General features: G+C 73.1%; 31 protein-coding genes and 3 pseudogenes. 21 read left to right on the top strand and 13 right to left on the bottom strand.

Annotated features, from left to right (window positions below):
- Positions 1-139: 139 nt before the first annotated feature.
- A pseudogene (locus ACWGN5_RS33330) lies at positions 140-1468 on the bottom strand (ATP-binding cassette domain-containing protein); the annotation flags it as partial.
- Between the two features lie 114 nt (positions 1469-1582).
- Positions 1583-1930, bottom strand: coding sequence for a DoxX family protein (locus ACWGN5_RS33325; protein WP_453522158.1), 348 nt, complete (start codon positions 1928-1930; stop codon positions 1583-1585).
- A gap of 95 nt (positions 1931-2025) precedes the next feature.
- Here ACWGN5_RS33325 and ACWGN5_RS33320 point away from each other — a divergent pair, with 95 nt between their 5' ends.
- Positions 2026-2466 carry a MarR family winged helix-turn-helix transcriptional regulator gene (locus tag ACWGN5_RS33320; RefSeq protein ID WP_453522157.1) on the top strand — a complete coding sequence of 147 codons (441 nt, stop codon included), beginning with the start codon at positions 2026-2028 and terminating at the stop codon, positions 2464-2466.
- 91 nt (positions 2467-2557) lie between these two features.
- On the top strand, positions 2558-3424 hold the full coding sequence (locus ACWGN5_RS33315) for an alpha/beta fold hydrolase (protein ID WP_453522156.1): 867 nt from the start codon (positions 2558-2560) through the stop codon (positions 3422-3424).
- Positions 3425-3428: 4 nt separating this feature from the next.
- Here ACWGN5_RS33315 and ACWGN5_RS33310 read toward each other — a convergent pair whose 3' ends face one another.
- Positions 3429-4409, bottom strand: coding sequence for a S8 family peptidase (locus ACWGN5_RS33310; RefSeq protein ID WP_453522155.1), 981 nt, complete (start codon positions 4407-4409; stop codon positions 3429-3431).
- Between the two features lie 122 nt (positions 4410-4531).
- Between ACWGN5_RS33310 and ACWGN5_RS33305 the strand changes: the two genes are divergently transcribed.
- Together ACWGN5_RS33305 and ACWGN5_RS33300 are read left to right on the top strand one after the other, a co-directional pair.
- A complete protein-coding gene (locus ACWGN5_RS33305; protein ID WP_453522154.1) occupies positions 4532-5473 on the top strand; it encodes a DUF1648 domain-containing protein in 942 nt (313 codons plus the stop codon).
- A 2-nt stretch (positions 5474-5475) separates the two neighbouring features.
- Positions 5476-5832 (top strand): GntR family transcriptional regulator, encoded by a 357-nt coding sequence (locus ACWGN5_RS33300; RefSeq protein WP_453522153.1) that lies wholly within the window; start codon positions 5476-5478, stop codon positions 5830-5832.
- Between the two features lie 142 nt (positions 5833-5974).
- Here ACWGN5_RS33300 and ACWGN5_RS33295 read toward each other — a convergent pair whose 3' ends face one another.
- Entirely contained in the window at positions 5975-6934 is a 960-nt protein-coding gene (locus ACWGN5_RS33295; RefSeq protein ID WP_453522152.1) for a D-2-hydroxyacid dehydrogenase family protein, read from the bottom strand.
- Between the two features lie 293 nt (positions 6935-7227).
- Between ACWGN5_RS33295 and ACWGN5_RS33290 the strand changes: the two genes are divergently transcribed.
- Positions 7228-7758, top strand: a complete 531-nt coding sequence (locus ACWGN5_RS33290) for a hypothetical protein (RefSeq protein WP_453522151.1) — start codon at positions 7228-7230, stop codon at positions 7756-7758.
- Between the two features lie 36 nt (positions 7759-7794).
- Here ACWGN5_RS33290 and ACWGN5_RS33285 read toward each other — a convergent pair whose 3' ends face one another.
- A complete protein-coding gene (locus tag ACWGN5_RS33285) occupies positions 7795-8484 on the bottom strand; it encodes a TetR/AcrR family transcriptional regulator (protein ID WP_453522150.1) in 690 nt (229 codons plus the stop codon).
- A 169-nt stretch (positions 8485-8653) separates the two neighbouring features.
- Between ACWGN5_RS33285 and ACWGN5_RS33280 the strand changes: the two genes are divergently transcribed.
- Positions 8654-9181, top strand: a complete 528-nt coding sequence (locus ACWGN5_RS33280; protein ID WP_453522149.1) for a hypothetical protein — start codon at positions 8654-8656, stop codon at positions 9179-9181.
- Positions 9182-9248: 67 nt separating this feature from the next.
- On the top strand, positions 9249-9761 hold the full coding sequence (locus tag ACWGN5_RS33275; protein ID WP_453522148.1) for a hypothetical protein: 513 nt from the start codon (positions 9249-9251) through the stop codon (positions 9759-9761).
- A gap of 20 nt (positions 9762-9781) precedes the next feature.
- Here the strand turns inward: ACWGN5_RS33275 and ACWGN5_RS33270 are convergent.
- A pseudogene (locus ACWGN5_RS33270) lies at positions 9782-10102 on the bottom strand (helix-turn-helix domain-containing protein); the annotation flags it as partial.
- Here ACWGN5_RS33270 and ACWGN5_RS33265 point away from each other — a divergent pair.
- Together ACWGN5_RS33265 and ACWGN5_RS33260 are read left to right on the top strand one after the other, a co-directional pair.
- Positions 10093-10434, top strand: a pseudogene (locus ACWGN5_RS33265) (hypothetical protein); the annotation flags it as partial. The pseudogenes ACWGN5_RS33270 and ACWGN5_RS33265 sit on opposite strands and share 10 nt — an antisense overlap.
- A complete protein-coding gene (locus tag ACWGN5_RS33260) occupies positions 10421-10789 on the top strand; it encodes a hypothetical protein (protein WP_453522147.1) in 369 nt (122 codons plus the stop codon). The pseudogene ACWGN5_RS33265 and the gene ACWGN5_RS33260, both read left to right, overlap by 14 nt.
- Positions 10790-10801: 12 nt before the next feature.
- Here ACWGN5_RS33260 and ACWGN5_RS33255 read toward each other — a convergent pair whose 3' ends face one another.
- On the bottom strand, positions 10802-11566 hold the full coding sequence (locus tag ACWGN5_RS33255; RefSeq protein ID WP_453522146.1) for a class I SAM-dependent methyltransferase: 765 nt from the start codon (positions 11564-11566) through the stop codon (positions 10802-10804).
- A 187-nt stretch (positions 11567-11753) separates the two neighbouring features.
- Here ACWGN5_RS33255 and ACWGN5_RS33250 point away from each other — a divergent pair, with 187 nt between their 5' ends.
- From ACWGN5_RS33250 to ACWGN5_RS33235, 4 genes are all read left to right on the top strand, one after another.
- Entirely contained in the window at positions 11754-13151 is a 1398-nt protein-coding gene (locus ACWGN5_RS33250; protein WP_453522145.1) for a glutamate decarboxylase, read from the top strand.
- A gap of 82 nt (positions 13152-13233) precedes the next feature.
- Positions 13234-13644 carry a VOC family protein gene (locus ACWGN5_RS33245; RefSeq protein WP_453522144.1) on the top strand — a complete coding sequence of 137 codons (411 nt, stop codon included), beginning with the start codon at positions 13234-13236 and terminating at the stop codon, positions 13642-13644.
- On the top strand, positions 13645-13908 hold the full coding sequence (locus tag ACWGN5_RS33240; RefSeq protein WP_453522143.1) for a hypothetical protein: 264 nt from the start codon (positions 13645-13647) through the stop codon (positions 13906-13908).
- 21 nt (positions 13909-13929) lie between these two features.
- Positions 13930-14367, top strand: coding sequence for a hypothetical protein (locus ACWGN5_RS33235; RefSeq protein ID WP_453522142.1), 438 nt, complete (start codon positions 13930-13932; stop codon positions 14365-14367).
- A gap of 109 nt (positions 14368-14476) precedes the next feature.
- Here the strand turns inward: ACWGN5_RS33235 and ACWGN5_RS33230 are convergent, their stop codons facing one another.
- Positions 14477-15670: an NAD(P)/FAD-dependent oxidoreductase gene (locus ACWGN5_RS33230; RefSeq protein ID WP_453522141.1), complete on the bottom strand. Its 1194-nt coding sequence runs from the start codon at positions 15668-15670 to the stop codon at positions 14477-14479.
- Between the two features lie 201 nt (positions 15671-15871).
- Here ACWGN5_RS33230 and ACWGN5_RS33225 point away from each other — a divergent pair, with 201 nt between their 5' ends.
- From ACWGN5_RS33225 to ACWGN5_RS33215, 3 genes are all read left to right on the top strand, one after another.
- Positions 15872-16645 carry a GNAT family N-acetyltransferase gene (locus tag ACWGN5_RS33225; RefSeq protein ID WP_453522140.1) on the top strand — a complete coding sequence of 258 codons (774 nt, stop codon included), beginning with the start codon at positions 15872-15874 and terminating at the stop codon, positions 16643-16645.
- 133 nt (positions 16646-16778) lie between these two features.
- The gene (locus ACWGN5_RS33220; RefSeq protein WP_453522139.1) at positions 16779-17309 is read left to right on the top strand and encodes a hypothetical protein; all 531 of its coding nucleotides are present in this window, start codon (positions 16779-16781) and stop codon (positions 17307-17309) included.
- A gap of 63 nt (positions 17310-17372) precedes the next feature.
- Positions 17373-18113 carry a PP2C family protein-serine/threonine phosphatase gene (locus tag ACWGN5_RS33215; RefSeq protein WP_453522138.1) on the top strand — a complete coding sequence of 247 codons (741 nt, stop codon included), beginning with the start codon at positions 17373-17375 and terminating at the stop codon, positions 18111-18113.
- Positions 18114-18182: 69 nt separating this feature from the next.
- Here the strand turns inward: ACWGN5_RS33215 and ACWGN5_RS33210 are convergent, their stop codons facing one another.
- Entirely contained in the window at positions 18183-18728 is a 546-nt protein-coding gene (locus ACWGN5_RS33210; protein WP_453522137.1) for a GNAT family N-acetyltransferase, read from the bottom strand.
- Positions 18729-18937: 209 nt separating this feature from the next.
- On the opposite strand from ACWGN5_RS33210, the gene ACWGN5_RS33205 reads away from it, so the two are divergent.
- Positions 18938-19471, top strand: a complete 534-nt coding sequence (locus ACWGN5_RS33205) for a GNAT family N-acetyltransferase (RefSeq protein ID WP_453522136.1) — start codon at positions 18938-18940, stop codon at positions 19469-19471.
- A 35-nt stretch (positions 19472-19506) separates the two neighbouring features.
- Positions 19507-20190 carry a maleylpyruvate isomerase family mycothiol-dependent enzyme gene (locus ACWGN5_RS33200; protein ID WP_453522135.1) on the top strand — a complete coding sequence of 228 codons (684 nt, stop codon included), beginning with the start codon at positions 19507-19509 and terminating at the stop codon, positions 20188-20190.
- Positions 20191-20284: 94 nt separating this feature from the next.
- On the opposite strand, the gene ACWGN5_RS33195 is transcribed toward ACWGN5_RS33200, so the two are convergent.
- From ACWGN5_RS33195 to ACWGN5_RS33180, 4 genes are all read right to left on the bottom strand, one after another.
- Entirely contained in the window at positions 20285-20626 is a 342-nt protein-coding gene (locus tag ACWGN5_RS33195) for a sigma factor-like helix-turn-helix DNA-binding protein (protein ID WP_453522134.1), read from the bottom strand.
- Between the two features lie 58 nt (positions 20627-20684).
- Positions 20685-21488: an alpha/beta fold hydrolase gene (locus ACWGN5_RS33190; protein WP_453522133.1), complete on the bottom strand. Its 804-nt coding sequence runs from the start codon at positions 21486-21488 to the stop codon at positions 20685-20687.
- Positions 21489-21721: 233 nt separating this feature from the next.
- Positions 21722-22123, bottom strand: a complete 402-nt coding sequence (locus ACWGN5_RS33185) for a contact-dependent growth inhibition system immunity protein (protein WP_453522132.1) — start codon at positions 22121-22123, stop codon at positions 21722-21724.
- Positions 22113-22676: a hypothetical protein gene (locus ACWGN5_RS33180; protein WP_453522131.1), complete on the bottom strand. Its 564-nt coding sequence runs from the start codon at positions 22674-22676 to the stop codon at positions 22113-22115. Before ACWGN5_RS33180 ends, ACWGN5_RS33185 begins: the two co-directional genes overlap by 11 nt.
- A gap of 127 nt (positions 22677-22803) precedes the next feature.
- Between ACWGN5_RS33180 and ACWGN5_RS33175 the strand changes: the two genes are divergently transcribed.
- The 3 genes from ACWGN5_RS33175 (at position 22804) to ACWGN5_RS33165 (ending at position 24391) form a co-directional block, all read left to right on the top strand.
- On the top strand, positions 22804-22965 hold the full coding sequence (locus ACWGN5_RS33175) for a hypothetical protein (RefSeq protein WP_453522130.1): 162 nt from the start codon (positions 22804-22806) through the stop codon (positions 22963-22965).
- A gap of 181 nt (positions 22966-23146) precedes the next feature.
- Positions 23147-23803, top strand: a complete 657-nt coding sequence (locus ACWGN5_RS33170) for a DUF998 domain-containing protein (protein ID WP_453522129.1) — start codon at positions 23147-23149, stop codon at positions 23801-23803.
- Positions 23804-23950: 147 nt separating this feature from the next.
- Complete coding sequence (locus ACWGN5_RS33165) at positions 23951-24391, top strand: hypothetical protein (RefSeq protein ID WP_453522128.1); 441 nt, start codon at positions 23951-23953, stop codon at positions 24389-24391.
- Positions 24392-24411: the final 20 nt, after the last annotated feature.

The following is a 24411-nucleotide window of genomic DNA, read 5'->3' as shown; positions in this document are numbered from 1 at the left end:
CCCCTGGTGACGGCGCCGTCGTGGTGCGGGTCCAGGCTCGGAAGCCTCTGGCGCCGGCAAGGGCGCCGTTCCGTTGTGCCCACCCGTTCCGCCCCAGCGGAACGATTGCCCACAACGAAGCGGGGCCTCAGAGCCCCGCCGCGAAGAGCCCGAGGGCGAGCAGTTCGTCCTCGCGGCCCTCTCCGAAGGCCTCGCCCACCGTACGGGGGTCGAGGGGTGAGGCAGTGTCCTGGCGGAGCAGCCCGACCCGGGCGGGCACGGTCACCGTGCCCGCGTCCGGGGCGAGCTCGCCCGCCAGGACCCGGAGGAGGGTGGTCTTTCCCGCCCCGTTGGGCCCGGTGAGCAGCAGGCGTTCGCCCGGGTCGAGGTGGAGCGCGTCGAGGCGGAGCCGGCCGTCGACGCGGATCCCCGTGAGGTCGACGGGTGCGCCTTCGCCCGCGATGTCGGTGCGGAACCGGAGGGGTTCCGGCGGGGCGGGTACGGGGTGGGCGGTGAGCCGGGCGAGCTGCTCGCGGGCGGCGCGGATGCGGCTCATCGCGCCGTGCGCCCGTGACCGGGCCCGGAAGGCGCCCGCCCCGCTGAACGCGGCCGGGGCCTTGCGGGGGATCGCGGAGAACCGGTCGATGTTGGTGTCGGCGAGGGTCCGGTGGCGGGCGAGTTCGGCCTTCCACTCCTCGTACTCCCGCTGTCTGCGGGCCCGTTCGGCGGCGCGGCCGGTGAGGTAGCCGGCGTAGCCGTCGCCGTACCGCCGCACGGTGTGGCGGTCCTCGTCGACCTCCAGGACGGCGGTGGCGACCCGGTCGAGGAAGACCCGGTCGTGGGAGACGGCGACGACGGTGCCCCGGTGGGCGCGCAGCCGTTCCTCCAGCCAGGCGACGGCCTCGTCGTCGAGGTCGTTGGTCGGCTCGTCGAGCAGCAGCAGTTCGGGCTCGGCGGCGAGGACGGCGGCGAGGGCGAGCCGGGACCGCTGTCCGCCGGAGAGCGTCCCGAGCGGCCGGTCGCGGTCGAGCGGGCGGGGCTCGCCGAGCCGCCGCAGGGTGGTCTCGACGCGCCGGTCGGCCCCGGCGCCGCCCCGGGCCTCGTAGGCGGCGAGCAGCCCGGCGTATCCGGCGAGGTCGCCGGTGGAGTCGAGCTCCGCCTCGGCCGTGCGGATGGCCCGCTCCAGGTCCCGGAGCTCCGCGAGCGCCTGGTCGACGGCGTCGCCGACGGTCGCGTCCGCGGGGAGGTCGAGGGTCTGGGCGAGGTGGCCGAGGCCGCCGGGGGCTTCGACGGTCACGGTGCCGTTGTCGGGGGTCTCCAGGCCGGCGAGGAGCCGGAGGAGGGTGGACTTCCCGGAGCCGTTGTCGCCGACGACGCCGAGGCGTTCGCCGGGGCGGACGGTGAGGGAGACCCGGTCGAGGACGGTCCGGTTCTGCACGTACCGGTCGTCGTAGCGCTTGGTGACGTCGATGAGTAGGGCACGGAACAAGGGCGACCTCCTGACCTCGGGGACACGGACACGAGACGTGTCGTCTCGTCTGCAGGACGGTACGGCATGCGGGGAGGTCTGACAAGACGATACGTCTCGTGTTGTTTCCTGGGGTCAGGCGGAGGCTATGCGCAGGACCAGCGCCGCCGCCGCGATCAGGGTGAGCACCGCCGCCGGGGCCAGCTCGAAGTCCTTCACGCGCAGGTGGGCGATCACGGCGCCGGCGAAGTAGAGCACCAGGCCCACGGCCGCGGCCTCGCCGAGGAGCGGGACGAAGAGCCCCGCGAGCAGGCCGAGCGCGCCGGCCGCCTTCGCGGTCGCGAGCCACGGCAGCGCGCCCTCCGCCACGCCCACCTTGGTCATGCTGCCGATGACCTGCGGGTTCTTGGTGAACGTCAGGAAGGCGGAGCCGAGTGACGCGAGGGCGAGCAGGGAGGCGACGACGGCGTACGCGATGAACATGGAGGTGCTCCAACAGTCTGGGGACGAAAACCATTGAAGCGTAACAACGATTTACCCCGCTCCACAATCGAGATGTTCTTGTTACCGTGGACGGCATGGCAGCTCTCCCGTCCGACCGCCTCGGCTTCCTCCTCTCCTTCCGCGGGGAGCTCACCGGCGCGCGCATCCGCGCCGCCCTGGGCGTCGCCGGACTCCACCCGAGGAACGCGATGACGCTCATGCAGCTCGCGCCCGGGGCGATGAGCCAGCGGGACCTGGCCGCCGCGATGGAGATCGACCCCAGCCAACTGGTCGCGATCCTCAACGAGTTGGAGGCCGACGGGCTCGCCGAGCGGCGGCGCGACCCGGCCGACCGGCGCCGCCACATCGTGGAGATCACGGAGGCGGGCGCGACGGCGCTCGGGCGGATCGACACGGCCGTCGGCGCGGCGGAGCGGGAGCTCTTCGGCGACCTGACCGAGGCCGAACAGGTCGTGCTGCGCGGGCTGTTGGACCGGGTGGTGGTCGACCCGGCCGCCCACGAGTGCGGAGAGTAGGAAAAAGTCCGGCGGATGTCGGTGCACTCCGATGAGTTCCGGTGGGGCCGGGGGTCTACCCCCTGAACGACCCACCACGGAGGAGATCACCATGGCCGAGACCGACACCCGGACCCTGGACGCCGTCGGCGCGACCCTGCGCTACGACGTACGCCCCGGCACCGGGACCGACGAGCGCCCCCTGCTCCTGATCGGTTCCCCCATGGACGCGAGCGGCTTCACCACGCTCGCCTCCCACTTCGCCGACCGGACCGTCGTGACGTACGACCCGCGCGGTGTGGCCCGCTGCGAGCGCACCGACGGTGCCACGGAGACGCGGCCCGAGGAGCACGCCGACGACCTGGCGCGGCTGATCGAGGCGCTCGGCGCCGGGCCCGTCGACGTCTTCGCGAGCAGCGGCGGCGCGGTCAACGCCCTCGCGCTCGTGGCCCGCCGCGGCGACCTGGTGCACACCCTCGTCGCGCACGAGCCGCCGACCGCCCAGGTCGTCCCGGACCGGGAGGCCGCCCTCGGGGTCTGCGCGGACGTCCACGCGACCTATCTGCGGGACGGCTGGGCCCCGGCGATGGCCAAGTTCCTGGCGCTGACCATGCGGCAGGGCGAGTTCCCGGCGGACTGGGCCTCGGAGCCCGCGCCCGACCCGGCCGCGTTCGGTCTGCCGGCCGCCGAGGACGACGGCTCGCGCGGCGACCCGCTGCTCGGGCAGAACATGCGCGGCTGCACCTCGTACCGTCCCGACTTCACCGCCCTGCGAGCCGCGCCGACCCGGATCGTCGTCGCCGCGGGCAAGGAGTCCGAGGGCACGTTCGCCGCGCGGGCCGCGGTCGGCGTCGCCGAGGGGCTCGACCTCCCGGTCACCGTGTTCCCGAGCCACCACGGCGGCTTCCTGGGCGGCGAGTTCGGACAGCACGGCGCCCCGGCGGAGTTCGCCGAGGCGCTGCGCTCCGCGCTGGCCTGATCCGCTACTTCCCGGCGTCGGCGGCGGCGGCCTTCACGGCGGCCGCCGCGTCGACGTTCCCGAGGCCCAGCTTGGGGAACTGGCCCGGGTTGGCGGCCGTGTCGCGGATCGTCCGCATGATCGCGGCCGCGTCCAGGCCCTGCTGGTGCAGGAGCGCGGCCACGGCGGAGACGTACGGCGAGGCCATCGAGGTGCCGGACAGCTTCCCGTACTTCGACGTGTTCTTCGGGGTCTCCTTCGTCGTGTACGTCGGGAGCGTCGAGAGGATGTCGACGCCCGGGGCCGAAACGGCGTTCTGCGCGCCGAAGTTGGTGAAGGAGGCGGGCTGCCCGCTCGCGTCGGCGGCGTTCACGACGAGGACCGGGGTGTCGACCTTGTACGGCTGGAGGGCGGTGGAGTCGTTGCCCGCGGCGGCGACGACGACCGCGCCCTTGCCGTTGGCGTGCGTGATGGCCTGGTTGAGGATGCCGCCCTTGAGGAGACGGGCCATCAGGCCGGACTCGCCGAGGGAGAGGTTGATGACGTGGGCGCCGTGGTCGGCGGCCCAGACGATGCCCTTGGTGATGTTCGCGTCGCTGCCGCTGCCGTCGGCGCCGAGCACCCGGACCGGCATGATCCTGGTGTCGGGCGCGCCGCCCGCGACCCCGATGCCGTTGTCGGTGTGGGCGGCGGCGATGCCGGAGACATGGGTGCCGTGGCCGTTGAGGTCCTTGGGCTCGGCGTCGTTGTCGACGAAGTCGTAGCCGTCGACGAGCCGGCCCTTGAGGTCGGGGTGGTCGAGGTCGACGCCGGTGTCGACGACCGCGATGACGGTGTCCTCGCCCTTGGCGGTCTTCCAGGCGTCCGGCAGCTTCAGCGCGTCCAGGCCCCACTGCTGACCGCGCAGCGGGTCCGGCTCGCTGTCGTCGCCGCAGCCGGTGACGAGCCCGGCGGTGAGGGCGGCGAACGCGGTGAAGGCGGCGAGGGTGGCGGGCCGGCGGCGCATGAAGATCTCCCCATTCGTCAGCGTTTGACCCAGTGAACAACCGGCTCGGGCAACCCGCATCTCGAACGATCTTCCGACCGCAGTCCTCATTGTTCTAGTAGAGTGCGAACAAGGAGGTTTTCATGAACCGTGCCACGTCTCGTCTCCGCGCGCTCGCCGCGCTGCCCTTCGCCCTCGCGCTCGCCGCCCACCTGCTGCTGCTCGCCCTCGGGTACGACCGGCTCCCGGACCCGCTGGCCACCCACTTCGGCGGCTCGGGCGAAGCCAACGGCTACACCGGCCGCGCCGCGTTCACCGTCATCAGCACGGCCCTGCTCCTCGGCCTCGGAACCGGCTGGACGCTCCTCGTCCGCCGCAACGCCCTGTGGGGAGCCTGGGCGACGGCCGGCTTCACCGGCACGCTCCTCGTCCTCCTCGTACGGGACAACCTGGACGCCGCCGACGCGGCGCAGGTCGCCTCGCCCCTGGCCAACCTCACGGTCGCGGCGGCCGTCGCCGCCCTCTTCGCAGCGCTGGGCTGGGCCCTGGCCCGGCTGGTTCCCGAGGAGGAGACCGAAGCCGGTACGACGGAAGGCCCCCGCCTCCCGCTCGGCGCGAGCGAGGTCGCCGGCTGGAGCCGCGCCACGGGCTCACGGCCGCTCACCGCCCTCGCCGTGCTCGCCCTCGCCGCGGGCCCGGTCGTCCTGCTCCTCGCGCCCTGGCCGGGCGCGCTGGTCGGCCTTCTCGGCCCGGTCATCGGCGTGCCGGGCCTCGCCCTGGCCCAGGTGCGGGTCAGCGTCGACCGCCGCGGCCTCACCGTCAGCCCCTCGCTCGCCTCCCGGCCCCGACTCCGGGTCCCGCTCGACGAGGTCGCGGGCGCCGACGCCCGGGACATCGACGCCCTCGCCGACTTCGGCGGCTGGGGCTACCGCATCCGGGCCCACCGGACGGGCGTGGTGCTGCGGTCCGGCGAGGCGCTCGTCGTACGGCGGACCGGCGGGCGGGAGTTCGCCGTCACCGTGCCGGACGCGCGGACCGCCGCCGCGCTCCTCAACACCCTCGCCGAGCGGCATGGGAAGGTCTGACCGTGCTCTTCCGTGTCGACCCCGCCTCCTCCGTCCCCCTCGGCGACCAGATCGCGGCCTGCGTCCGGGGGGCGCTGGCCGACGGCACCGCCGCGCCCGGTGAACGCCTCCCGGCCGCCCGGGAACTCGCCGACTCCCTCGGCGTCAACGTCCACACCGTTCTCCGCGGCTACCAGCGGCTCCGCGAGGAGGGCCTCATCGAACTCCGGCGCGGCCGGGGCGCCCTGATCGTCCCCGGCGCCACGGCCCCGGACCGGGCCCGCCTGATCGCGCGGCTTCGGGAGGCGGCGGCGGAGGCCCGCGAACTGGGCCTCACGGAATCAGAATTCCTGGCCCTGGCCCGCACAACCCTGAACTGACCCACGCCCGTTGCGGGCCCGCGCCCACCCGTTGTGGGCACCCGTCCCGCCCCAGCGGGACGATTGCCCACACGGCGGCGGGGCACCGCCCTGCGGAACGATTGCCCACAACGGCGGGGCGCCGGCCCATAACGGAGCGGGGTCAGGGCAGTTCGCGGAGAACCGCACCCGTCAGGAACCCCCCGATGTTCTCCACCGCCTCCCCGAAGTACCGCCCGTAGTTCCCCTCCGTCACATACCCCAGATGCGGAAGCGCCAGGACGTTCGGCAGCGACCGCAGCGGGTCGTCCGCCGGCAGCGGCTCCGTCTCGTACACGTCCAGGCCCGCCCCCGCGATCCACCCCTCCCGCAGCGCCCGCACCAGGGCGACGCCGTCGACGAGGCCGGCCCGGGAGGTGTTGACGAGGTACGCGGACGGCCGCATCGCCCGTAGTTCGGGTTCCCCGATCAGGCCCCGGGTGCGGTCGGAGAGCACCATGTGCAGCGAGACGAAGTCGCTGCCCGCGAGCAGGTCCTGCCGGTCCTTCGCGAGCCGTACGCCGTGCTCGGCGGCCCGCTCCTCCGTCAGGTTCGGGCTCCACGCGGTCACGTCCATGCCGAAGGCGAGCCCGATCCGGGCCACCCGGGCGCCGATCTTGCCGAGGCCGACGAGGCCGAGCGTCCGGCCCGCCAGGTCGGCGCCGACGGTCGACTGCCACGGCCCGCCCTCCCGTACGGCCCGGGCCTCCTCCGGTACGTGGCGGGCCAGGCCCAGGAGGAGCGCCCAGGTCAGTTCGGTGGGCGGTTCGGAACGGCTGGCGGTGCCGCAGACGGTGACGCCGCGGGCCCGGCAGGCGGCGAGGTCGATCGAGGCGTTCCGCATGCCGGAGGTGATGAGGAGCCGGAGCCGGGGGAGCCGGGCGAGGAGCTCCGCGTCGACCGGGGTCCGCTCCCGCATCACGACGAGGATCTCGCAGTCCTCGACGGCGGCGACGAGCGCGTCGCGGTCCGTCAGGTGCTCGCGCAGCACGCGGACGTCCACGCGGTCGGCGAGCGGGCTCCAGTCGGCGGAGGTGAGGGCGACGCCCTGGTAGTCGTCGAGTACGGCACAGCGCAGCTTCATGACCGCATGATCGCGTACGCCTGTGTGCGCTGCCCAGAGCGGGGAGTTGGTGCCCATGTGTGAGGCCGCCGGTCCGACTACCATCCCCACGAAACGGGGGGTGGGCGATGAAGCGTGGGCTTCTTGCGGGTGTGAGTGTGGGCGTGCTGCTGGCCGTCGCGACCGGGTGTACGGAGGCCGCCCCTCGATCCGACGCCCGGCCCCCTTCCTCCCCTTCCCCCTCCTCCCCTTCCCCCTCCTCCCCTTCTCCCGAACCGCCCGAGCGTGGTCCCGCCACTCCCCTGGGCGCGGCGGTGATCACCGCGAAGGACGGGAAGCTGGTCGAGGCGCTCCGCAAGTGGTCGCTGTTCCCCGCGGGTACGGCCGTCCCGGAGCTGTCCGACATGGCGGTGCTGCGGCGCGGCCGGCCGGTGGGGACCGGGGACCTCGCCTGGATGCCGGACGCCGACACGTACTGCCTGGTGTCGATCCGCGAGCAGGCGGCGGACCGGCGGTGCTTCGGCCTCGCGCACGAGCGGAAGCCGCGGGGGTACGTGCACGTGGGCGACGCCGCCCCGCACGGCATGGCCGGTTCCGAGGGACCGCCGGACCTGTGGCTCACCGTCACCGTCGTCGAGAACACCGCCGGTCCCTTCGTCTTCACCGGCGGGACGCCGGAGCACGTGACCCCGCTGCGGGAGGCCACGGTGCGGTTTCCCTCGGGCAGGACGATCACGTTCGTGACGTACGAGCTCCCGGAGGGTACGGAGATCCCGACGGGCACCGAGATCTGCGGCGCCGGCCGGACCGTCTGCTTCGATCCGTTCGCGCCGACGAGACCCTGAGGCCCGGCCGGGAACCCCGTCTCCGCCCGCGCCGGGTCACCCCTCCGCCGCGCCCGCCCGCAGGCTCGCCTCAAGACCGTCGAGCAGTGCGGCGAGTCCGAACGCGAAGGTGTCGCCGGGGGCTTCGGCGTACGCTCCGGCCGTCTCCGCGTCGATCCGTTCGCGCAGGCGCGGGAACCGCCCGGCGACCTCGGCGGCCTCCTTCATGGTGGCGGCGAACACCTCCTCGGCGTCCCGGCCGTCGCGCTCGATGCGGCGGGTGAGCGCGGCCGTGGCGGCGGCGGGGGAGGCGTTGCCGAGGACGTACGTGAAGACGGCGGCGGCGGCCCGGTCGGCCGCGGGCCCGGCGAACCCGCCGGCCTCGTAGACCGCGAGGTTGTGGTCGTCGTGGCGGGCCTTGCCCTCGCCGTGGAAGAGGTGGGTCGCGAAGGCCTGCACGAGCCAGGGGTGGCGGGTGAACATCGCGTACTGGTCGCCGGCCATGGCGGTGGCGGCGGTGCGCCAGTCGACGGCGTCGAGGTCGGGCAGCCGGACCTCGTCCCAGACGCGGTCGCCGGCGAGCGTGACCAGGTCGTCCTTGTTCTTGACGTGCCAGTAGACGGCGGTGGCGGCGGAGCCGAGGCGCTGGCCGAGGCTGCGCATGTTGAGCCCTTCGAGGCCGTCCTCGTCGAGGAGTTCGACGGCGGTGCGGAGGATCTGTTCGCGGGTGAGCGTGGGGCGCGGCATGGGCTCACGGTAGGTCACGGCGACCGCATTGCACAAAGTTCAAGAGACCACTTGCACTTAGTTCAACTCTGGCCCTACAGTTCTCGACGTCGCCACTTGAACTAAGTGCGAGACCGACTTGAACTAAGTGCAAGCAGTCCTCGGACACCGGAACCGTCAGGAGCCCACCGTGCAGACCCTCACCGTCCTCGCCGCCGCCGCCCAGATCCTCGTCGCCGCCGCCTTCGTCAGCATCCCCGTCCTCCGGCACCGCTTCGGCGCCGTCGCCAAGGCCGCCGCCGTCACCGAGCTGGAGCGCCAGGGCGTCCGCCCCGCCGTCCTGGAGGAGAACAAGCTGCGCTTCGACGCGAGCGGCCACGAGTGGTGGGCGCCGGGCTCCTTCGCCGCCGCCTCCCTCGCCGCCGCCGTGCTCAACCTGGCCGGCAGCGGCTGGGGAACCACCCTCACCTGGGTCTTCTCCTCGATCGCCTTCCTGGCCAACATCGCGATCCTGCAGAGCCAGCTCGGCGCGGTGAAGTCCGTCCGGGCCGCCTTCCGGCGCAAGGGCGACCCCGAGCTCCTCCGGGTCGACGTCCCCGCCTTCCTCGCGGCCGCCGAAGGCGCCTTCCCGGCCTGGACCCGCACCCTCCAGAACGTCCGCCACACCGTCGTCTTCGCCGGCTCGGCCTTGGCCCTGACGGCCGCCGCCCTGGTCTGACCCAGCCGCCGTCCCTCCCCTCCCTCGCCTCTTCCCACCCCTCACCCCGGAAGGCCCCCGCCCCGCCATGACGCTCGCCGCCACCCTCCAGCTCCTCCTCGCCGCCACCTTCTTCGTCATCCCTGTCACCGTGTGGTTCCGCGGCGCCGCCGCCCAGGAAGCCGCCGAGGCGGAGATACGGCGCCAGGGGCACGCCCCCGAGGTCCTCGACCGGCACGGCATCGCCTTCCGGGAGAAGCCCTGGGAGTTCGCCCTCGCGCTCGCCATCGGCGCGACGCTCACCGTCCTCGGTGTCCTCAACCTCGCCGGCCACCCCGCAGGCCGGACGCTCTCCTGGATCGTCGAGCCGCTCGTCCTCCTCGGCGTCGGCTTCATCACCGCCGGCCAGGTCTTCGCCACCGCCTACACCCGCGCGGCCTTCGCCCGCTCGACCGACCCCGCCGTCCACACGGTCGACGCGTCCGCCCTGATCGCCGCCGCCCGGTCCGGCTTCCCCGGCTGGCTCCGGCCCCTGGTCCTCGTCCGATTCGCCCTCGCCACCCTCGGCTCGGCGCTGGTGCTCGTCCTCCTCGCCCTGTGACCGCGCCCGGGTGGGACGGATCAGTTCGTACGGCTGAAGGAGCGGCGGTACGCGCGCGGGGGCACGCCCCTGCGGCGGACGAACCGGGCGCGGAGCACCGCCGCGCTGCCGAAGCCGACCGCGCGGGCGATCTCCTCGACCGGGAGCTCCGTCGTCTCCAGGAGTTCCTCGGCGCGGCTGAGCCGCAGACCGAGCGGCCAGGCGCGCGGGGTCGTGCCGGTCGAGGCCGTGAAACGGCGGGCGAAGGAACGCCGGCTCATCAGCGCCCTGCGGGCCGGCTCCGCGACCGGCAGCGGCTCGTGGAGGTTCTCCCGGGCCCAGGCGAGGACCTCGGTGGACCGACCGCGACGCCGAGGGCCACGCGCTCACCCCGTCGCTGCGGCTGATCCGTACCCCCGGCCACAGCGCCGAGGACCTCACCCTCCTCGCGGGCACCGGCGACGGCGTCGTCGCCTTCGTGGGCGACCTCTGGTGGCGGCCGAACGGCCCCGTCGAGGACCCGGTGGCCCCCGACCACACGGTCCCGCGCGCCTCGCGCCTCCGCGTCCTCGCCGCCGCCGACGTCAGCGTCCCCGGCCACGGCCCCGCCTTCCCCGCGGACGACACCGCCCCGCTCCAAAACACCCCGCCCCCGGCCCCCGCCCCTAGAATCGGCTTCCATGTCGATCCCTGACGAGCTGCTCGTCGACGTCGCCGCCACCGTGGAATCCGGGCGGAGCAACCAGATGTCCCTGACCGTGGTCGCGGGGGGAGTGGTCATCACCGGGCGGCTCGCGCCGGAAGCCCTGTGGAGACAGCGCGTGTCGGAGGTCCTCACGGACTCGTCCCGGCTCGGCGAGTTCTCCGGCGTCTTCTCCCCCGTACGGAGCGAGCTGAAGACCGTGGAGCCCCCCACCCACCTCCACTTCCACCTCGCCCGCATCCTCCAGGGCACGGTGGGCATGCCCGAGACCGGCGGCATGTACCGCGTCGCGATCGAGGACGTCAGCGCCTGGACCGTGGGGGACTTCAGCTACTCCGACAGCTGACGCCCACGCCCGTCACCTGACGCCGGAGACCACCAGGAACGGCGGGTGACCGGCCTCCGCCGGATCGCTCCCCAGCTGCGCCGACTGATGCGTGAGGACGGGCTCGTGCACGTCCAGATCCGTGAACCCGGCCTTGCCGAGCACGTCGAGGTACGTCTGGCACGGCCAGTGGTGGTCGGCCGGCTCCAGCGGCGCGCCGCCACCGGGCAGCTCCCGGCGCGACCGCCGCCGCTCGCCCTTGGTGTAGACGCGGCCCGGCTCGCCGCTGCGGAAGGTGGAGAACCGGATGCCCGTGGTGCGCGGGTTGGCGTCCAGGACGGCGAACCGGCCGCCGGGCCGCAGTGCCCGGTGCGCCTCGGCGGCGATGCCGTGCAGGACGTCGATGTCTCCGGTGGTGGTGAAGACGAAGCAGGCCATGGCGGCGTCGACGGAGCCGTCGGCGAGGAAGCCGAGCCCGCCGTCCTCGCTCCGCCGGTAGTCGATCCGCGGGTGCGGGCGCCGCGTACGGGCGATCTCCAGCATCCGGGGCGCGATGTCGACGGCCACCACGCGCGCGTCGGAGGCCTCGACGACGCGGGTGGCGACCTTGCCGGGCCCGCAGCCGTAGTCCAGGACCGTACGGACGGCGGAGGAGCCGATGCCGAGCGCGTGGAAGACGGCCGGGTAGCCGATGAGGCGCTCGGGGACGTCGTCGTAGGAGTCGAAGGCGTCGGCGTGGGTGTCGGCGATGGTGTCGGCGTTCTGCTGGTCGACACCGGTGATCACGTATGGGGTCATGTGGTGGGGGCCTTCCGCTGATGATCCATTTCGTCCGGAACGTACTGGTCGGGGAAGCCGCAGGACAGGGCCTCGGCGGCCCCCTCACCCGGGTGGGTCAACGGTCGCGGCCGCCGCCGGGCGACCCGTCCCGCCCCGTGGGTTGATGAGAGGACTGTCGACGACATCGCTGATCGAAGGGGAAACTGTGGCGCTCCACGAGATGAAGGGCCCGAAGAGCGTCGCCGATGCGGCGACCGACGTGTTCGCTTCCGCCCTCAGCGAGCGGGTCCTGCCGAAGCACCGGATGCCGGAGGAGTCGAACATCCCCGCGGTCGTCTACGCGATGCTCCACAACGAGCTGCTGCTCGACGGCAACTCCGCGCAGAACCTGGCGACGTTCTGCACGACGTGGACCGACGACGAGGTCCGCCGGCTGATGGACGAGTGCCTCGACAAGAACATGATCGACAAGGACGAGTACCCGCAGACCGCCGAGATCGAGTCGCGGTGCGTGAACATCCTGGCCGACCTGTGGAACGCCCCAGGGAGCGCGACCGGCGAGGGCACGGCGCTCGGCTGCTCCACCACCGGCTCCAGCGAGGCCGCCATGCTCGGCGGCCTCGCCCTGAAGTGGCGGTGGCGCGAGAAGCGCCGCAAGGAGGGCAAGCCGACGGACCGGCCCAACCTCGTCTGCGGCCCGGTGCAGATCTGCTGGGACAAGTTCGCCCGCTACTTCGACGTGGAGCTGCGCCAGGTCCCGGTGGAGCCGGGCGCCACCGGGCTCCGGCCGCACCAGCTGAAGGAGTACGTCGACGAGAACACCATCGGCGTCGTCGCGATCCTCGGCGTCACCTACACCTGCGACTACGAGCCGGTCGCCGAGCTGGCCGCGGAACTCGACCGGATCCAGCAGGAGACGGGGCTCGACATCCCGATCCACGTCGACGCGGCGAGCGGCGGCTTCGTCGCCCCGTTCCTCCACCGGGACCTCGTCTGGGACTTCCGGCTGCCGAGGGTCGCCTCCATCAACGCCTCGGGCCACAAGTACGGCCTCGCGCCTCTCGGCGTGGGCTGGGCGCTCTGGCGCACCGCCGACCTCCTGCCGGAGGACCTCGTCTTCCGGGTGACCTACCTGGGCGGCGACATGCCGACGTTCGCCCTGAACTTCTCCCGCCCCGGCGGCGAGATCGTCGCCCAGTACTACAACTTCCTGCGCCTGGGGCGGGCCGGCTACCGGCTCGTCCAGGAGGCCTGCGCGCTGACCGCCCAGTACCTCGCCGAACAGATCGCGGAGATGGGCCCGTTCACGCTGCTCTACGACGGGCAGGGCGGACTGCCCGCCGTCTCGTACACGCTCACCGACCCGGAGGGAGCGGGCTTCAGCCTGTACGACCTCTCCGACCAGCTCCGGATGCGCGGCTGGCAGGTCCCCTCCTACCCGCTGCCCCCCGACCGGCAGGAGACCGTCATCCAGCGCGTCCTGGTCCGGCACGGCATCGGCCGCGACGAGGTCGACCTGCTGGCCCAGGACATCCGCCGCTGCCTGGAACGCCTGGAGAAGGGCGCGCCGTCGGACGCCGACCGCGCGGGCTTCCACCACTGAGAAGCCACTGAAAAGCCTCTCGGCGGAGACGGATCAGGATTCGAGAAGCGCGGACCCGGGGCCCGGAACTAGCGTGAAGGGCATGGACATCACGATTCACACCAGCGCCCTTCCGCACGACGACCCGGACGCCTCCCTCGCCTTCTACCGGGACGCCCTGGGCTTCGAGGTCCGCAGCGACGTCGGCCAGGGCAGGATGCGCTGGATCACGGTCGGCCCGGCGGGACAGCCGGACACGTCGATCCTCCTGGCGCCGCCGGCCGTCGACCCGGGCATCACCGAGGACGAGCGCCGCACGATCGCCGAGATGATGGCCAAGGGCACGTACGGCTGGATCCTCCTGGCCACCCGGAACCTCGACGCCACCTTCGAGAAGGTCAGGGCGGCGGACGCCGAGGTCGTCCAGGAGCCGACGGAGCAGCCGTACGGCATCCGCGACTGTGCCTTCCGGGACCCGGCGGGCAACCTGATCCGCATCCAGGAACTCCGCTAGATGTGCCGCCCGGGCTGGGCACACGCCCGCGTCACGGCGCAACGCCTGAACGAGTTCACCCACCTGCGCCGCGTCCGTGACCGCATCGACCGGGAGTACGCGCGCCCGCTGGACGTCCTGGAACTGGCCCGCGCGGCGGACCTGCCGCCCGCCCTCCTGGCCCGCCGGTTCCGGCTCGCCTACGGAGCCTCGCCGTACGACTACCTCCTGACCCGCCGCGCCGAACGCGCGAGGACGCTGCGGCTGCACGGCACCGAAGCCTGACCCCACCCGAGAGGAACCACGATGACCGCGAACGACAAGTCCTACGACGGCTTCACGGACGACGAGCGGGACGCGATGAAGGAGCACGCCAAGGAGCTGAAGGCGACGAGGCGACGCGGCGCGAAGGCGGACACCGAGCCCGAGGTCCTCGCGAAGATCGCCGAGATGGACGAGGCGGACCGCGTCCTCGCCGAGCGCGTCCACGCCCTCGTCAAGGAGCACGCCCCGCACCTCACCGCCAAGACCTGGTACGGCATGCCGGCGTACGCCAGGGACGGCAAGGTCGTCTTCTTCTTCCAGAGCGCCCAGAAGTTCAAGTCCCGCTACGCCACCCTCGGCTTCAGCGACCAGGCGGCACTGGACGAGGACACCATGTGGCCCACCTCGTACGCCCTGACGTCCTTGACCCCGGCCACGGAGAAGCGCATCGCCTCCCTCATCACGCAGGCGGCGGGCTGACGGGCGGTCGGCCCGGTCCGGCGGATCGCCGCCCGGCCCGGGGTCTCGCCCGCCCGCCGGGCAGGACAAGGGCCCGTCCGGCGGATCAGGGCCGGACGGGCCCCAGGGACTACCGGCTGACGGCGGGCTGGGCGAGGGGCTGCTCGACGGGCTGGACGACACGCCGGCGCCGGGTCGGCAGGCCCAGGGTCGGGTGGGTGATGCTCCAGGCGGCGCCCTTGCAGATGAATTCCTTGTAGCGGGCGGCCATGCGGCCGGTCATGGCCTTCTCGACCGCCCGGTCGTCGGCGGTGACGAACTGGATCAGGCCTTCCTTGCGGCCGAGCGAGACGCACTGCTGGGAGTAGTGGATGGAGACCTGGGGGACCTTGGTGCCGGTGAGGCGGGCGGCGATGGCGTCGGCGGCCTGCCAGGCCATGGGGGTGCCCGAGGCGCAGGACATACGGAGCGGCTTGTCGCCCGGGCCCATGGCCAGGGCCGCGTCGCCGACCGCGTACACGTCCGGGTGGGAGACCGAGCGCATCGTGCCGTCGACCACGATCCGGCCGTCGGTGAGCTCCAGGGAGGTGGCCCCGGCGATCGGGTGGACGGCGAAGCCGGCGGTCCAGACCGTGACGTCGGCGGGGATGGTGCGGCCGTCGGCGGTCGTGACCCGGTCGGCCGTCACGGTCTCGACCGCGGCGTTCTCGTGCACCGTGATCCCGAGCCCGTCCACGACCTTCCGCAGGTGGGCGCCGCCCTTCTCGGAGAGCCAGTCGCCGAGGGCGCCGCGGGCGACCAGGGCGACGTCGAGGTCCGGGCGGGCCTCGGCGATCTCGGTCGCGCCCTCCAGGCCGGTGAGGCCGCCGCCGACGACGACCACGGACTGGCCTGCTTCCAGGGCGGCCAGGCGCTCGCGCAGCCGGAGCGCTCCGGCGCGGCCGGCGATCTCGTGCGCGTGCTCTGCCGTGCCCGGGACGCCCTGGGGGTTCCAGCCGCTGCCGAGGGCGTAGACGAGGGTGTCGTACGCAAGTTCCTCGTCGCCGGTTCCGGCCGTGACGGAGACCGTCTTGCGGTCCACGTCGATCGCCGTCACCTTCGCGAGCTTCAGTTCCACGCCGGTGCCCGCGAACATCTCCTCGAAGCGCCGGAGCTTGAGGTCCTGGCCGGCCGCGAGCTGGTGCAGCCGGACGCGCTCGACGAAGTCGGGCTCGGCGTTGACGAGGGTGATGGTGACGTCCTCGCGGTGCAGCCGCTTGGCGAGGCGTCCGGCGGCGATGGCTCCGGTGTAGCCGGCTCCGAGGACGACGATGCGGTGCTGCATGTCCGTGCTCCTGTCTGGGCGGGGCTGCCGTTGTCCGGCGTGGTTTCGCACCTTGAACCGGACAGCCGCCCGTTCCCTGACAGGATCGGGATGTGACCCGCGTCATAGTGCTTCAGGGGGCGGGGCCCGGCTGCGGTGGCCCAGTCGCATCGCCCGCAATTGGCCTGTGTGGACGGCCACTTGCGCACTAGCGTAGGCGCAATGACAACAAGATCTTCTGAGGCCGGCCGGCCCACGCCCGTGACCCTGGCCGAGGCGCCGCTGCGCCAGGCCCGTAACTCCGCCGCCCTGTGGACCGCGACCGGCCGAAGCCGGGGGCACGAGGTCGTCCGGCGCCGCGGCTTCGTCGCGGTCGACGGCGGCGAGCGGGCCGGCACGCGGGTCCTGATCCAGGAGCCCGACCTCGACCCGGGCGAACTGGCCGAGCTGGGCGAGCTGGTCCGCCGGGCGGCGGGCCCGGTGAACGCCGAGGACCCGTTCAGCTCGACCGACCTCGCCCACCTCGGCATGCGCAGCTGGCAGATGCCGGTCATGCTGCGGCCGCCCGCGCCCGTCGACGCACCGAAGCTGGACGTGATCAAGGTGCGGGGGCCCGAGGACCTCCAGGCGGCGGAGCGGATCGTGATCGACAGCTTCGAGCTCACCGGATTCGAGCCCCACCGCCCCGGCGAGCTGTTCCCGGCGGCGCTGATCGAGCAGCCGGGCGTGGACGTCTTCCTCGCCCTGTACGACGGCGAGGCCGCGGGAGCCGGCGTCACCGTCGTGGACGACGGCGTCGGCAGCCACTACTGGGTCGGTACGTCCTCGGCCTTCCGGTCGCGCGGCGCGGGCCGGGCCGTCATGCTCGGCTCCCTCGCCCCCCTGGCGGACCTGCCGGTCACCCTCACCGCATCGAAGCTGGGCAGGCCGCTGTACGAGTCGCTGGGCTACACCGTCGCGGCGCCCTCGACCTGGTGGGCCTCCACCCCCGCGTGACCCGACGCCGGCGACGACGCGGCCCCGGGCCACCGACCTGGGGCTGCGTTCAGGAGCAACCGCTGGTCACCGCACGGCGTACGCGCCCGCGTGTGCGCCGCCGACTCGGCCCGGCGTTCGTCATCCTGACGGGATGACAGACGATGCGGACGACCGACTGCAGACCTCCGCGCGCGGCTGGCTGACCCTCCAGCTCGCCGTGCTGGGATTCGCGGGGCTGTGCGGGGCGATCAAGAGCGGCGGCACGGGCGCCTCGGGTGCGCCGCGGGCCGTGGAGGCGGTGGCCGGGGCGCTGGTGCTGCTCGCTCTCGGTGTCGCGTGCGTGGCGACGTACCTCGTCGCGCGGATCGCCTGGCCGGTGCACGCCCGGCCGACGACGGACGCGGTACGCGCCGGGCGGCGGCTCCGCCTCGGCATCTGCCTCACCTTCCTCACCGTGCTCCTGGTCGCCGTCGCGGCCAGTACGGCGTGGTGGCCCGAGGAGACGTCCCCGAAGGCGGGGGCGCTGGTCGAGGTGTCCACGGCCTCGGGCACCTGGTGCGGCACCCTGCGGGCGGGCGGCGAAGGCGTCCTGGGCCTGGAGGTCGCGGACGCCGGGCAGTCCGTGAGCATCCCGCTGGGGGAGGTGGCGGCGCTCCTGCCGGTCGGCACCTGCGGCGCCTGACGCGCGGCGCCACAATGGGTGGTGGGGTACGCGCCTGCCGTTGCGGAGAGGCGGGACACGGCGATGCCGTACATAAAGGTGACCGCCCTGAGTCATCCGGGGCTGGTCCGTGATCACAACGAGGACAGCCTGGTGGCCGGCCCGTGGACGCTGTGCGGCACCGTGACCGAGAACCCGCAGACGCTGGTGTTCCCGCTCGGCGGACCGCTGGTCGTCGCGGTCGCCGACGGCATCGGCGGGCAGCCGGCCGGCGAGGTGGCCAGTGCCCTGGTCGTCCGGCACCTGGCGTCGTTCGGCCCCTCCCTGGACAGCGAGGAAGCCGTACGTGACGCTCTGCACCTCTGCAACCGCGCGGTGTACGAGGCCGCCGACCGTGATCCGGAGCTGACCACCATGGGCACCACGGTCGCGGGTGCCGTCGTGCTGGCCGAGTCGCTGATGGTGTTCAACGTCGGCGACAGCAGAGTGCTCGACGCCACGCGGGACGGACTTCGTCAGGTCAGCGTGGACGACAGCCCGCCGCTGCCCCCGGGCCACCGCACCACCTCACTCGTCACACAGGCGCTCGGCGGCGCTCGCCGGTTCAGCGGCATCACGCCCCACGTCACGACGTCACCGCTCGCCACCGGCGACCGCTACCTGGTGTGCACCGACGGCCTGACCGACCCCGTACCGGAGGACGCACTCGGCGACGTGCTGCGGGTCCACGGCGACGGCAGGGCCGCGTTCGAGCTGTGGAAGGCGGCGATCGAGGCGGGAGGCCCGGACAACATCACGCTCGCGCTGATCGGCATCGGCGAGTAGGAGGGGTGACGGCGCCCTGGACCCGCGAGGCCGCGGGGCGCACGCCGCCCCAGCCCTGCGTGGCCGCCCCTAGACCGACGGGGCCGCGGGGCGCACGCCGAACCACTGCTCGGCGCCGTACTCCTCGAACCGCTCGACCTCGGTGAAGCCGAGCTTCGCCGCGAGGCGCATCGCGCGGTCGTTGGCGGTCTGGGTGGAGAGCACGACGGGCTCGCCGGGGCGGGCGCCGGAGAACCAGTCGAGTGCCGCCGCGCACGCCTCGAAGGCGTAACCGCGTCCCCACGCCCCGGGCAGGAACAGGTAACCGAGGTCGGCCTCCCCGGCCTCGGGGCGGACGTGCCCCCGGCGCTCGGCGCCGCGGGGGTCGAGGGTGATGACGCCGATCGCCGTACCGTCGAGTTCGACGACGAAGCAGCCGGGGCGGCGGCCGGGCACGTCGGGCATCGCGCGCTCGAGTTCGTCGCGCGGCCGGGCGCCGCCGATGTAGGTGCCGACCTCGGGCGAGGAGAACAGCTCGACGAACGCCGCACGGTCCCGGGCCTCGGACTCGCGGAGCACGAGCCGTTCGGTCGGTATCGGGGCGGGCGGCCAGGCGAAGGTTCCGGGTGCGGTCATGGCGGGGAACCTACCGCACGCCCGCGAGGCCGACGGGAGGAAGAACACGGCTCCCTCCCCCTCCCCGGCGATCTTTTTCCGGTGGTCCGCAACCGGGACCGCTGCGGTACGCGTGTCAGATGATCTGAGAAGCGCGTAGCCAGAAGTCGTTGTCCGTAGGGCCGTCACGGGGTGCGAACCGTTCGGCCGAGAGGATCTGGAGCCGTTCCATGCCGGATGAGATCACCCTTCGTCCTGTCACCGCCGACGATCTCGACGTGTACGAGAGGGAGTTCAGCGGCCCGGAGGGCTGGGGCGCCCATCAGTGGTTCGGTTTCCAGTCGACGGCCGACCTGCGCCGTCGCTTCGCCGAGAACGGCCTGCTCGGTCCGGACGGCGGGCTGCTCTCCGTCGCCGAGGGCGGCCGCACGGTGGGCCGGGTGAAGTGGTTCCCCGGCACCTGGGGGCCCGCGGACCTGACCAACTGGAGCCTGGCGATCGGCCTGGTGCCCTCCGCCCGCGGCCGGGGCATAGGCACGCGGGCCCAGGAGCTCCTGGTGGAGTACCTCTTCGAGCACACGAGGGCCGACCGGATCCAGGCGTGGACGGAACGGGACAACGTCGCCGAGCGGCGCGCCCTGGAGAAGGCGGGCTTCGTCGAGGAGGGCGTGCTGCGCTCCGCGGCCTGGCGCGGCGGGCAGTGGAACGACCTGGTGATCTACTCCGTGCTGCGCGCGGAGCGGACCGGCGGGACGGCGAAGTGAGCGCGGGACGCCGTACGGACGGGGGAGGGGACGGCGTGGACCACGACCGGGTGCTCGAAGCCTTCCGGCTGGAGTGCGAGGCCCTCGGCGAGGCCGTGGCCGGACTGTCCGAGGCCGAGTGGGACCTCCCGACGCGCTGCACTCCCTGGACCGTACGCGAGCTGCTCGGGCACGTGTGCGTGGTGATCGACTGGCTTCCGGCCATGCTGGACGCGCCGGCGCCCGGCGCGGCGGAGATCTCGGCGGTGGAGTACTACCGCCCGGACGACCGCTTCTCACCGCAGACCAACGGCAAGCGGATCGCCCTGGCCCAGGACCGTGCGGCGGGCCCGGCCGACGGTGCCGCCTTCGCCGCGGACTTCGCCGCGACGTGGAGCCGGGCCGAACGGCTGTGCCGGGCCCAGCCCGACGGCCGGACCGTACGGACCCGGCACGGCGACGCCATGCTCCTGTCGGAGTTCCTCCTCACCCGCGTCGTGGAGGTCGCCGTCCACGGCCTCGACCTGGCCGACGCCCTCGGACGCGAAGCCTGGCTCACCCAAGCCGCCGGCGACGCGGTGACGGAACTGCTCCTCGGCGCGGAGCACACCCCGGCGGCGGACGAACTGGGGTGGACCCGCCCCCGCTTCCTGCGCAAGGCCACCGGCCGAGAGCCCCTGACCGAGGCGGAGACCGCCCAGGTCGAACAACTCGCCCTCCACTGGCTGGCCCTGGGCTGACCTCCCGCACCCGCCCTCGGGTTACGGACGGGGGGCGGGGGTCGGCGAGGCGGAGGCCGCTCCGCGAGCAGCGGTCCGACGCGCTGCGGCTCGGTCACCGGGTCCCTGGTCGCCCGGGCCTTTCCGCCACCGTCCCCGTGGAGGGCGACGTCGGGCGCGAGCATGCCGAGCAGCGCGTCCACGCCTCGAAGAACCTGCGGGCGAGTTCGTCACCCTCCGCCCGCCGGGCCGCGTCCGCAGGCGGGAGCGCGGTGCCGCCGGGCGCCTGTCCGGCGGCGATGCGCTTTCTGGCGCGGGCGAAGATCTGCCGGCAGTTCGTCTCCGACCGGCCGGTCGCGCCCGCGACCTCCGGGTAGCCGTACCCGAACACCTCGCGCAGCATGAACACCGCCCGCTCCACCGGCGAGAGGGCCTCGAAGAGCACGAGGAACGCCATGACAGCGAGTCGGCCGGCTCGGCGTGCTCCGCCGGCCTTCATCGGCTGACCGTCTCCTTCACGCGCGGGTCGGGGCGGCGGCTTCGACGAAGTCGGTCACGAGCTTGACGAAGACGTCCTCCTGCTCGAAGAACATGACGTGGCCCGCGTCGATCTCGGCGTACGCGCTGTCGGCGATGGCGGCGTGGAGGGCCCGGCTGTTCTCGACGGGGACCGTGATGTCCTGCGTGCCGCCGATCACGAGGGTGGGCGCCTCGATACGGGGCAGCAGCGGCCGGATGTCCACCCGGAGGTCGTAGGCGATGTGGCGCAGGGTGCCGGGGGTGGGCGGCATGTTGGGGATGAGGGCCTCGAACTGTTCGCGGCCGATGGAGTTGAGGAACCCGCGGCTGAAGCCGGTCATCGCCACCGCGCGGCCGAAGGAGGCGGGGTCGGTGGTGCCGAGGTTCTCCCAGAGGGTGAAGAGGCTGCGCAGGTACTCGTCGCTGTCGGTGTGGGCCCAGCCGGCGACCAGGATCAGGCGCCGCACCAGGTCGGGACGGAGGGCGGCGACGGTGGCGGCGACGGTGGAGCCCATGGAGAAGCCGAGCAGGTCGACCGGCCCGTCCGCCGAGTCCTCGATGACGGCGATGACCTGGGCGGCGAGCCCTTCGGCGGTCAGCGGGGCGCCGTCGTCGACGGTCGCGTCGGTGCCGGAGAGGTCGGGGGTGATCACCGTGCGGTGCGAGGTGAACCGGGGCGTGGTCTGCCCCCAGTTGACGGCGGAGCCCGCGGATCCGGTGCCGTGGACCAGGACGAGCGCGGGCCCGGACCCGGTCTTGGTGTAGTGGACGTGCGCGCCGTTGACGGTGACGGTGGCCATGGGGTGCTCCTCGATCTCGTTCCGACCGGGCGTTCCCGCTCCGGCCCGACCCACAGTGCCGCCACCGAACAACGCCCGGGAGAGCCCTCCGTACCCTGGGATCGCCAGTCCCTGGTTGGGCCCCGCCCGGCAGGGGCCACCTGCGGTCCGCTCGAACGACGCAGCCCCAGGCCGCTGACCCGGGGCTGCGCAGAAGAGCGGAGGACGGCTGACCGTTGGTCACCAGGGCCGTATCAGCCGGCCAGGGCCGTCGCCACCGACTGGAACCAGGCGCCGTGGGAGAAAGGCTCGGGTGGTCCGACCTCCATGCCGAGTTCGGCGGCGGCGAGGGCGTAGTCGCCGTCGTCCAGGGGGAGCGCGAGCAGCTCGTGGAGTTCGCCCACGAGACGGGCGACGAGTTGGGGGTGCGTGGTGGCGGCGTAGTCCGCGACGGCGGCCTCGTGGTCGGGGTCCGCGTAGAACTCGCCCAGCTCCAGCCGGACCCGCCCCGGTGGGTTACGGCTGTACTCGCGCAGCTGGCGCTCCGCCTCCGCGATGGCCGAGGGGCGGGTGTGCCCCGGTCGGGGTAGGAGGCGGAACGGGTCAGCACGGGGCGTCCTCTCAGCCGGATCCGCAGGCGGATCACTAGTCGGCAAAGCTCCAGAACAGACCGACCTCGGTGTCCGAGACGACGACCAGTCCGCAGTCCTCCATGAGGACGCCGAGGGGGCGGTACCCCAGGCCTTTCAGCGTGAAGTCGAGCGTCCCGGGCGGGCTGCCCTGCTTGCTGACGTTGGTGTGGAAGGTGGCCTTGTCGCCGTAACGAGCGAGGACCGTGCGCGCCATCGCCCGCAGTTCCTCCGGGGATTCTTCGAAGTACCGCAGGTTGGCCAGGGTGCAGCCGGCCTCTGTGAGGGCCAGGAGGAGGTCCTCGGCACTGTCCCGGTTGATTTCCTTCAGGCGCGGCGCGATGTACTCCGGGGGATGGACGGCGAAGGGCCAGGCGGGCCACCCCTCACGCTCCGGGTCCTGCGCCGTGGCATCGACGCGGGCCCACCCCCGGGGGTCCGGGACGGCCCGGGCCATCAACGGGAAGACGTCGAGGACCCAGTCCTCGTGGCCGCGCGGGCCCGTGGCGATATACGCGACCGCGTCCCTGTACAGATGGCGTACGGCGGTGTCCCAGGAAGACTGGTCGACGGACAACATGCGATGCGGGCCTTTCTCGGAGCCTTACGTGGTGGGGCTGCCGTTAGCATCGCGGAAGGTACGGCTGGGGCCCTTTCTCGCTCGTACACGCGTGGCTGGATGCCGACGCCGTGCGCCTCCTGCCTTTATGCCCCTGGGGAGGGACCTCCCGCCCGGCGACGGCAGGGCGGACCTGGTCGCCCGGGACGCAGCTGGAGCGCTGCGGCGCTACAACGGCGCCGGCGTGGGCCCCCTCTCCGCGAGGGTGAAGATCGGTGGCGGCCGACAGATGTACAAGACGCCGTCCTGACCTGACGCATGCCCTCAGGACATGCGGCCTGGGGGCATCGGGCATGCGGGACCAGCACGTACGTCAGCCGTGACAACACCCCGCCCGCAAGCGTGATCCAGCACACATCAACGGGAGCGATGAGTCCGCTCCTTGCCGTCGGTCATAGGGGTGACACGTCCGAAGCGAGGAAGGCCCCGCCATGACCGACCTGATCACTGCGCCCCGCCCCGTTGTTTCCGCCGCGCCCGCGTCGCGAGGTGCGGCGCGTTGGGCGGTGGCCGGTGGTGTGGTGGGGGGTCCGCTGTTCCTTGCGGTCGGACTCGCCCAGGGCTTCGCGCGCGACGGCTTCGACTTCACGCGGAACGCGATCAGCCAGCTCGCCCTCGGCGAAGCTGGCTGGATCCAGACGGCGAGCTTCGTGCTCACCGGCACGCTGCTGCTCGCCGGTGCGACCGGCCTGCGGCGGGCGCTCCGCGGGGGTCCGGGCGGGACGTGGGGCCCGGCCCTGGTCGGTGTCTTCGGCGTTTCCTTCTGGGTTGCGGCGGCCTTCCCCGCCGACGCCGGAGCGGGCTTTCCCACCGGGGCGCCCGAGGCGACGGTGATGAGCGGGCACGGTGCCGTCCACATGTTCGGCGGGATGATCGGCTACCTCGCCCTGTGCGCCGCGTTCTTCGTCCTGGCCCGCCCGCTCGCGGCCCGGGGTCTCCGCTCCTGGGCCGTCGCGTCCCGCGTCGTTCCCGTGGTCGTCCTCGCTGGTTTCATGGCCTCGGCCGCCTCGGTCCTGGCGTTCACCGGCGGTGCCGGCCTCGGCCTGCTGTGGCTGAGCGTGGTGACGGCCCGCCTGGGCGACCGCTAAGGCCTGTCCGGCGGATCACGGCCGGGTCCAACGACGTCGCCGAGCCAGGCGGTTGCCGGTCGGCGGTGTCGAGGACGCTCTCGCCGCGTCGATCGGCGCGTCATTACTCGGTTGCCGTCGGCCCCTGGTGTGCGGTGGTATCCCCGCATGAGCAGGATCGCGCAGGTCATCGTGTTGGCCACCTATGCGGACGAGGTCATGGAGCCTCTCACCCGCCCTGACGCATCACGCAGTTGGCAGGGCGTGTTCAGGCCGCTCGACCTGTTCGTCGGTGGCTGGGTCATCGAGTTCTACAGGCAGTGCACGCGCTCGGGTCTGCTGAAGCACTTGGAATCGCTTCCGTGGCCCGATCCCCGGCAGGTGCAGGTGCTGATCCATGACGAGGAGGACGACTGCTTCGGTCTGTGGATGATGTACGACGGCGCGCTGGTCGAGGTGCCGCTCCCGCATGTCCAGCGGTTCCACGCTCCGGCACCACCGACCACCGAATACTCGCCGAGCCCGGGATGCCTCTGGCGGACGGACGGAGCGTTCAACCTGCCGGCCCACCTCTCGGCCGAGCGTCAGGATCCCCGACCGGCCTGGTAGCGCCCTCGTCCGAGCCGCCG

The sequence above is a fragment of the Streptomyces sp. NPDC055815 genome, assembly GCF_053616475.1.
This window is presented reverse-complemented; position numbering and strand designations above follow the sequence as displayed.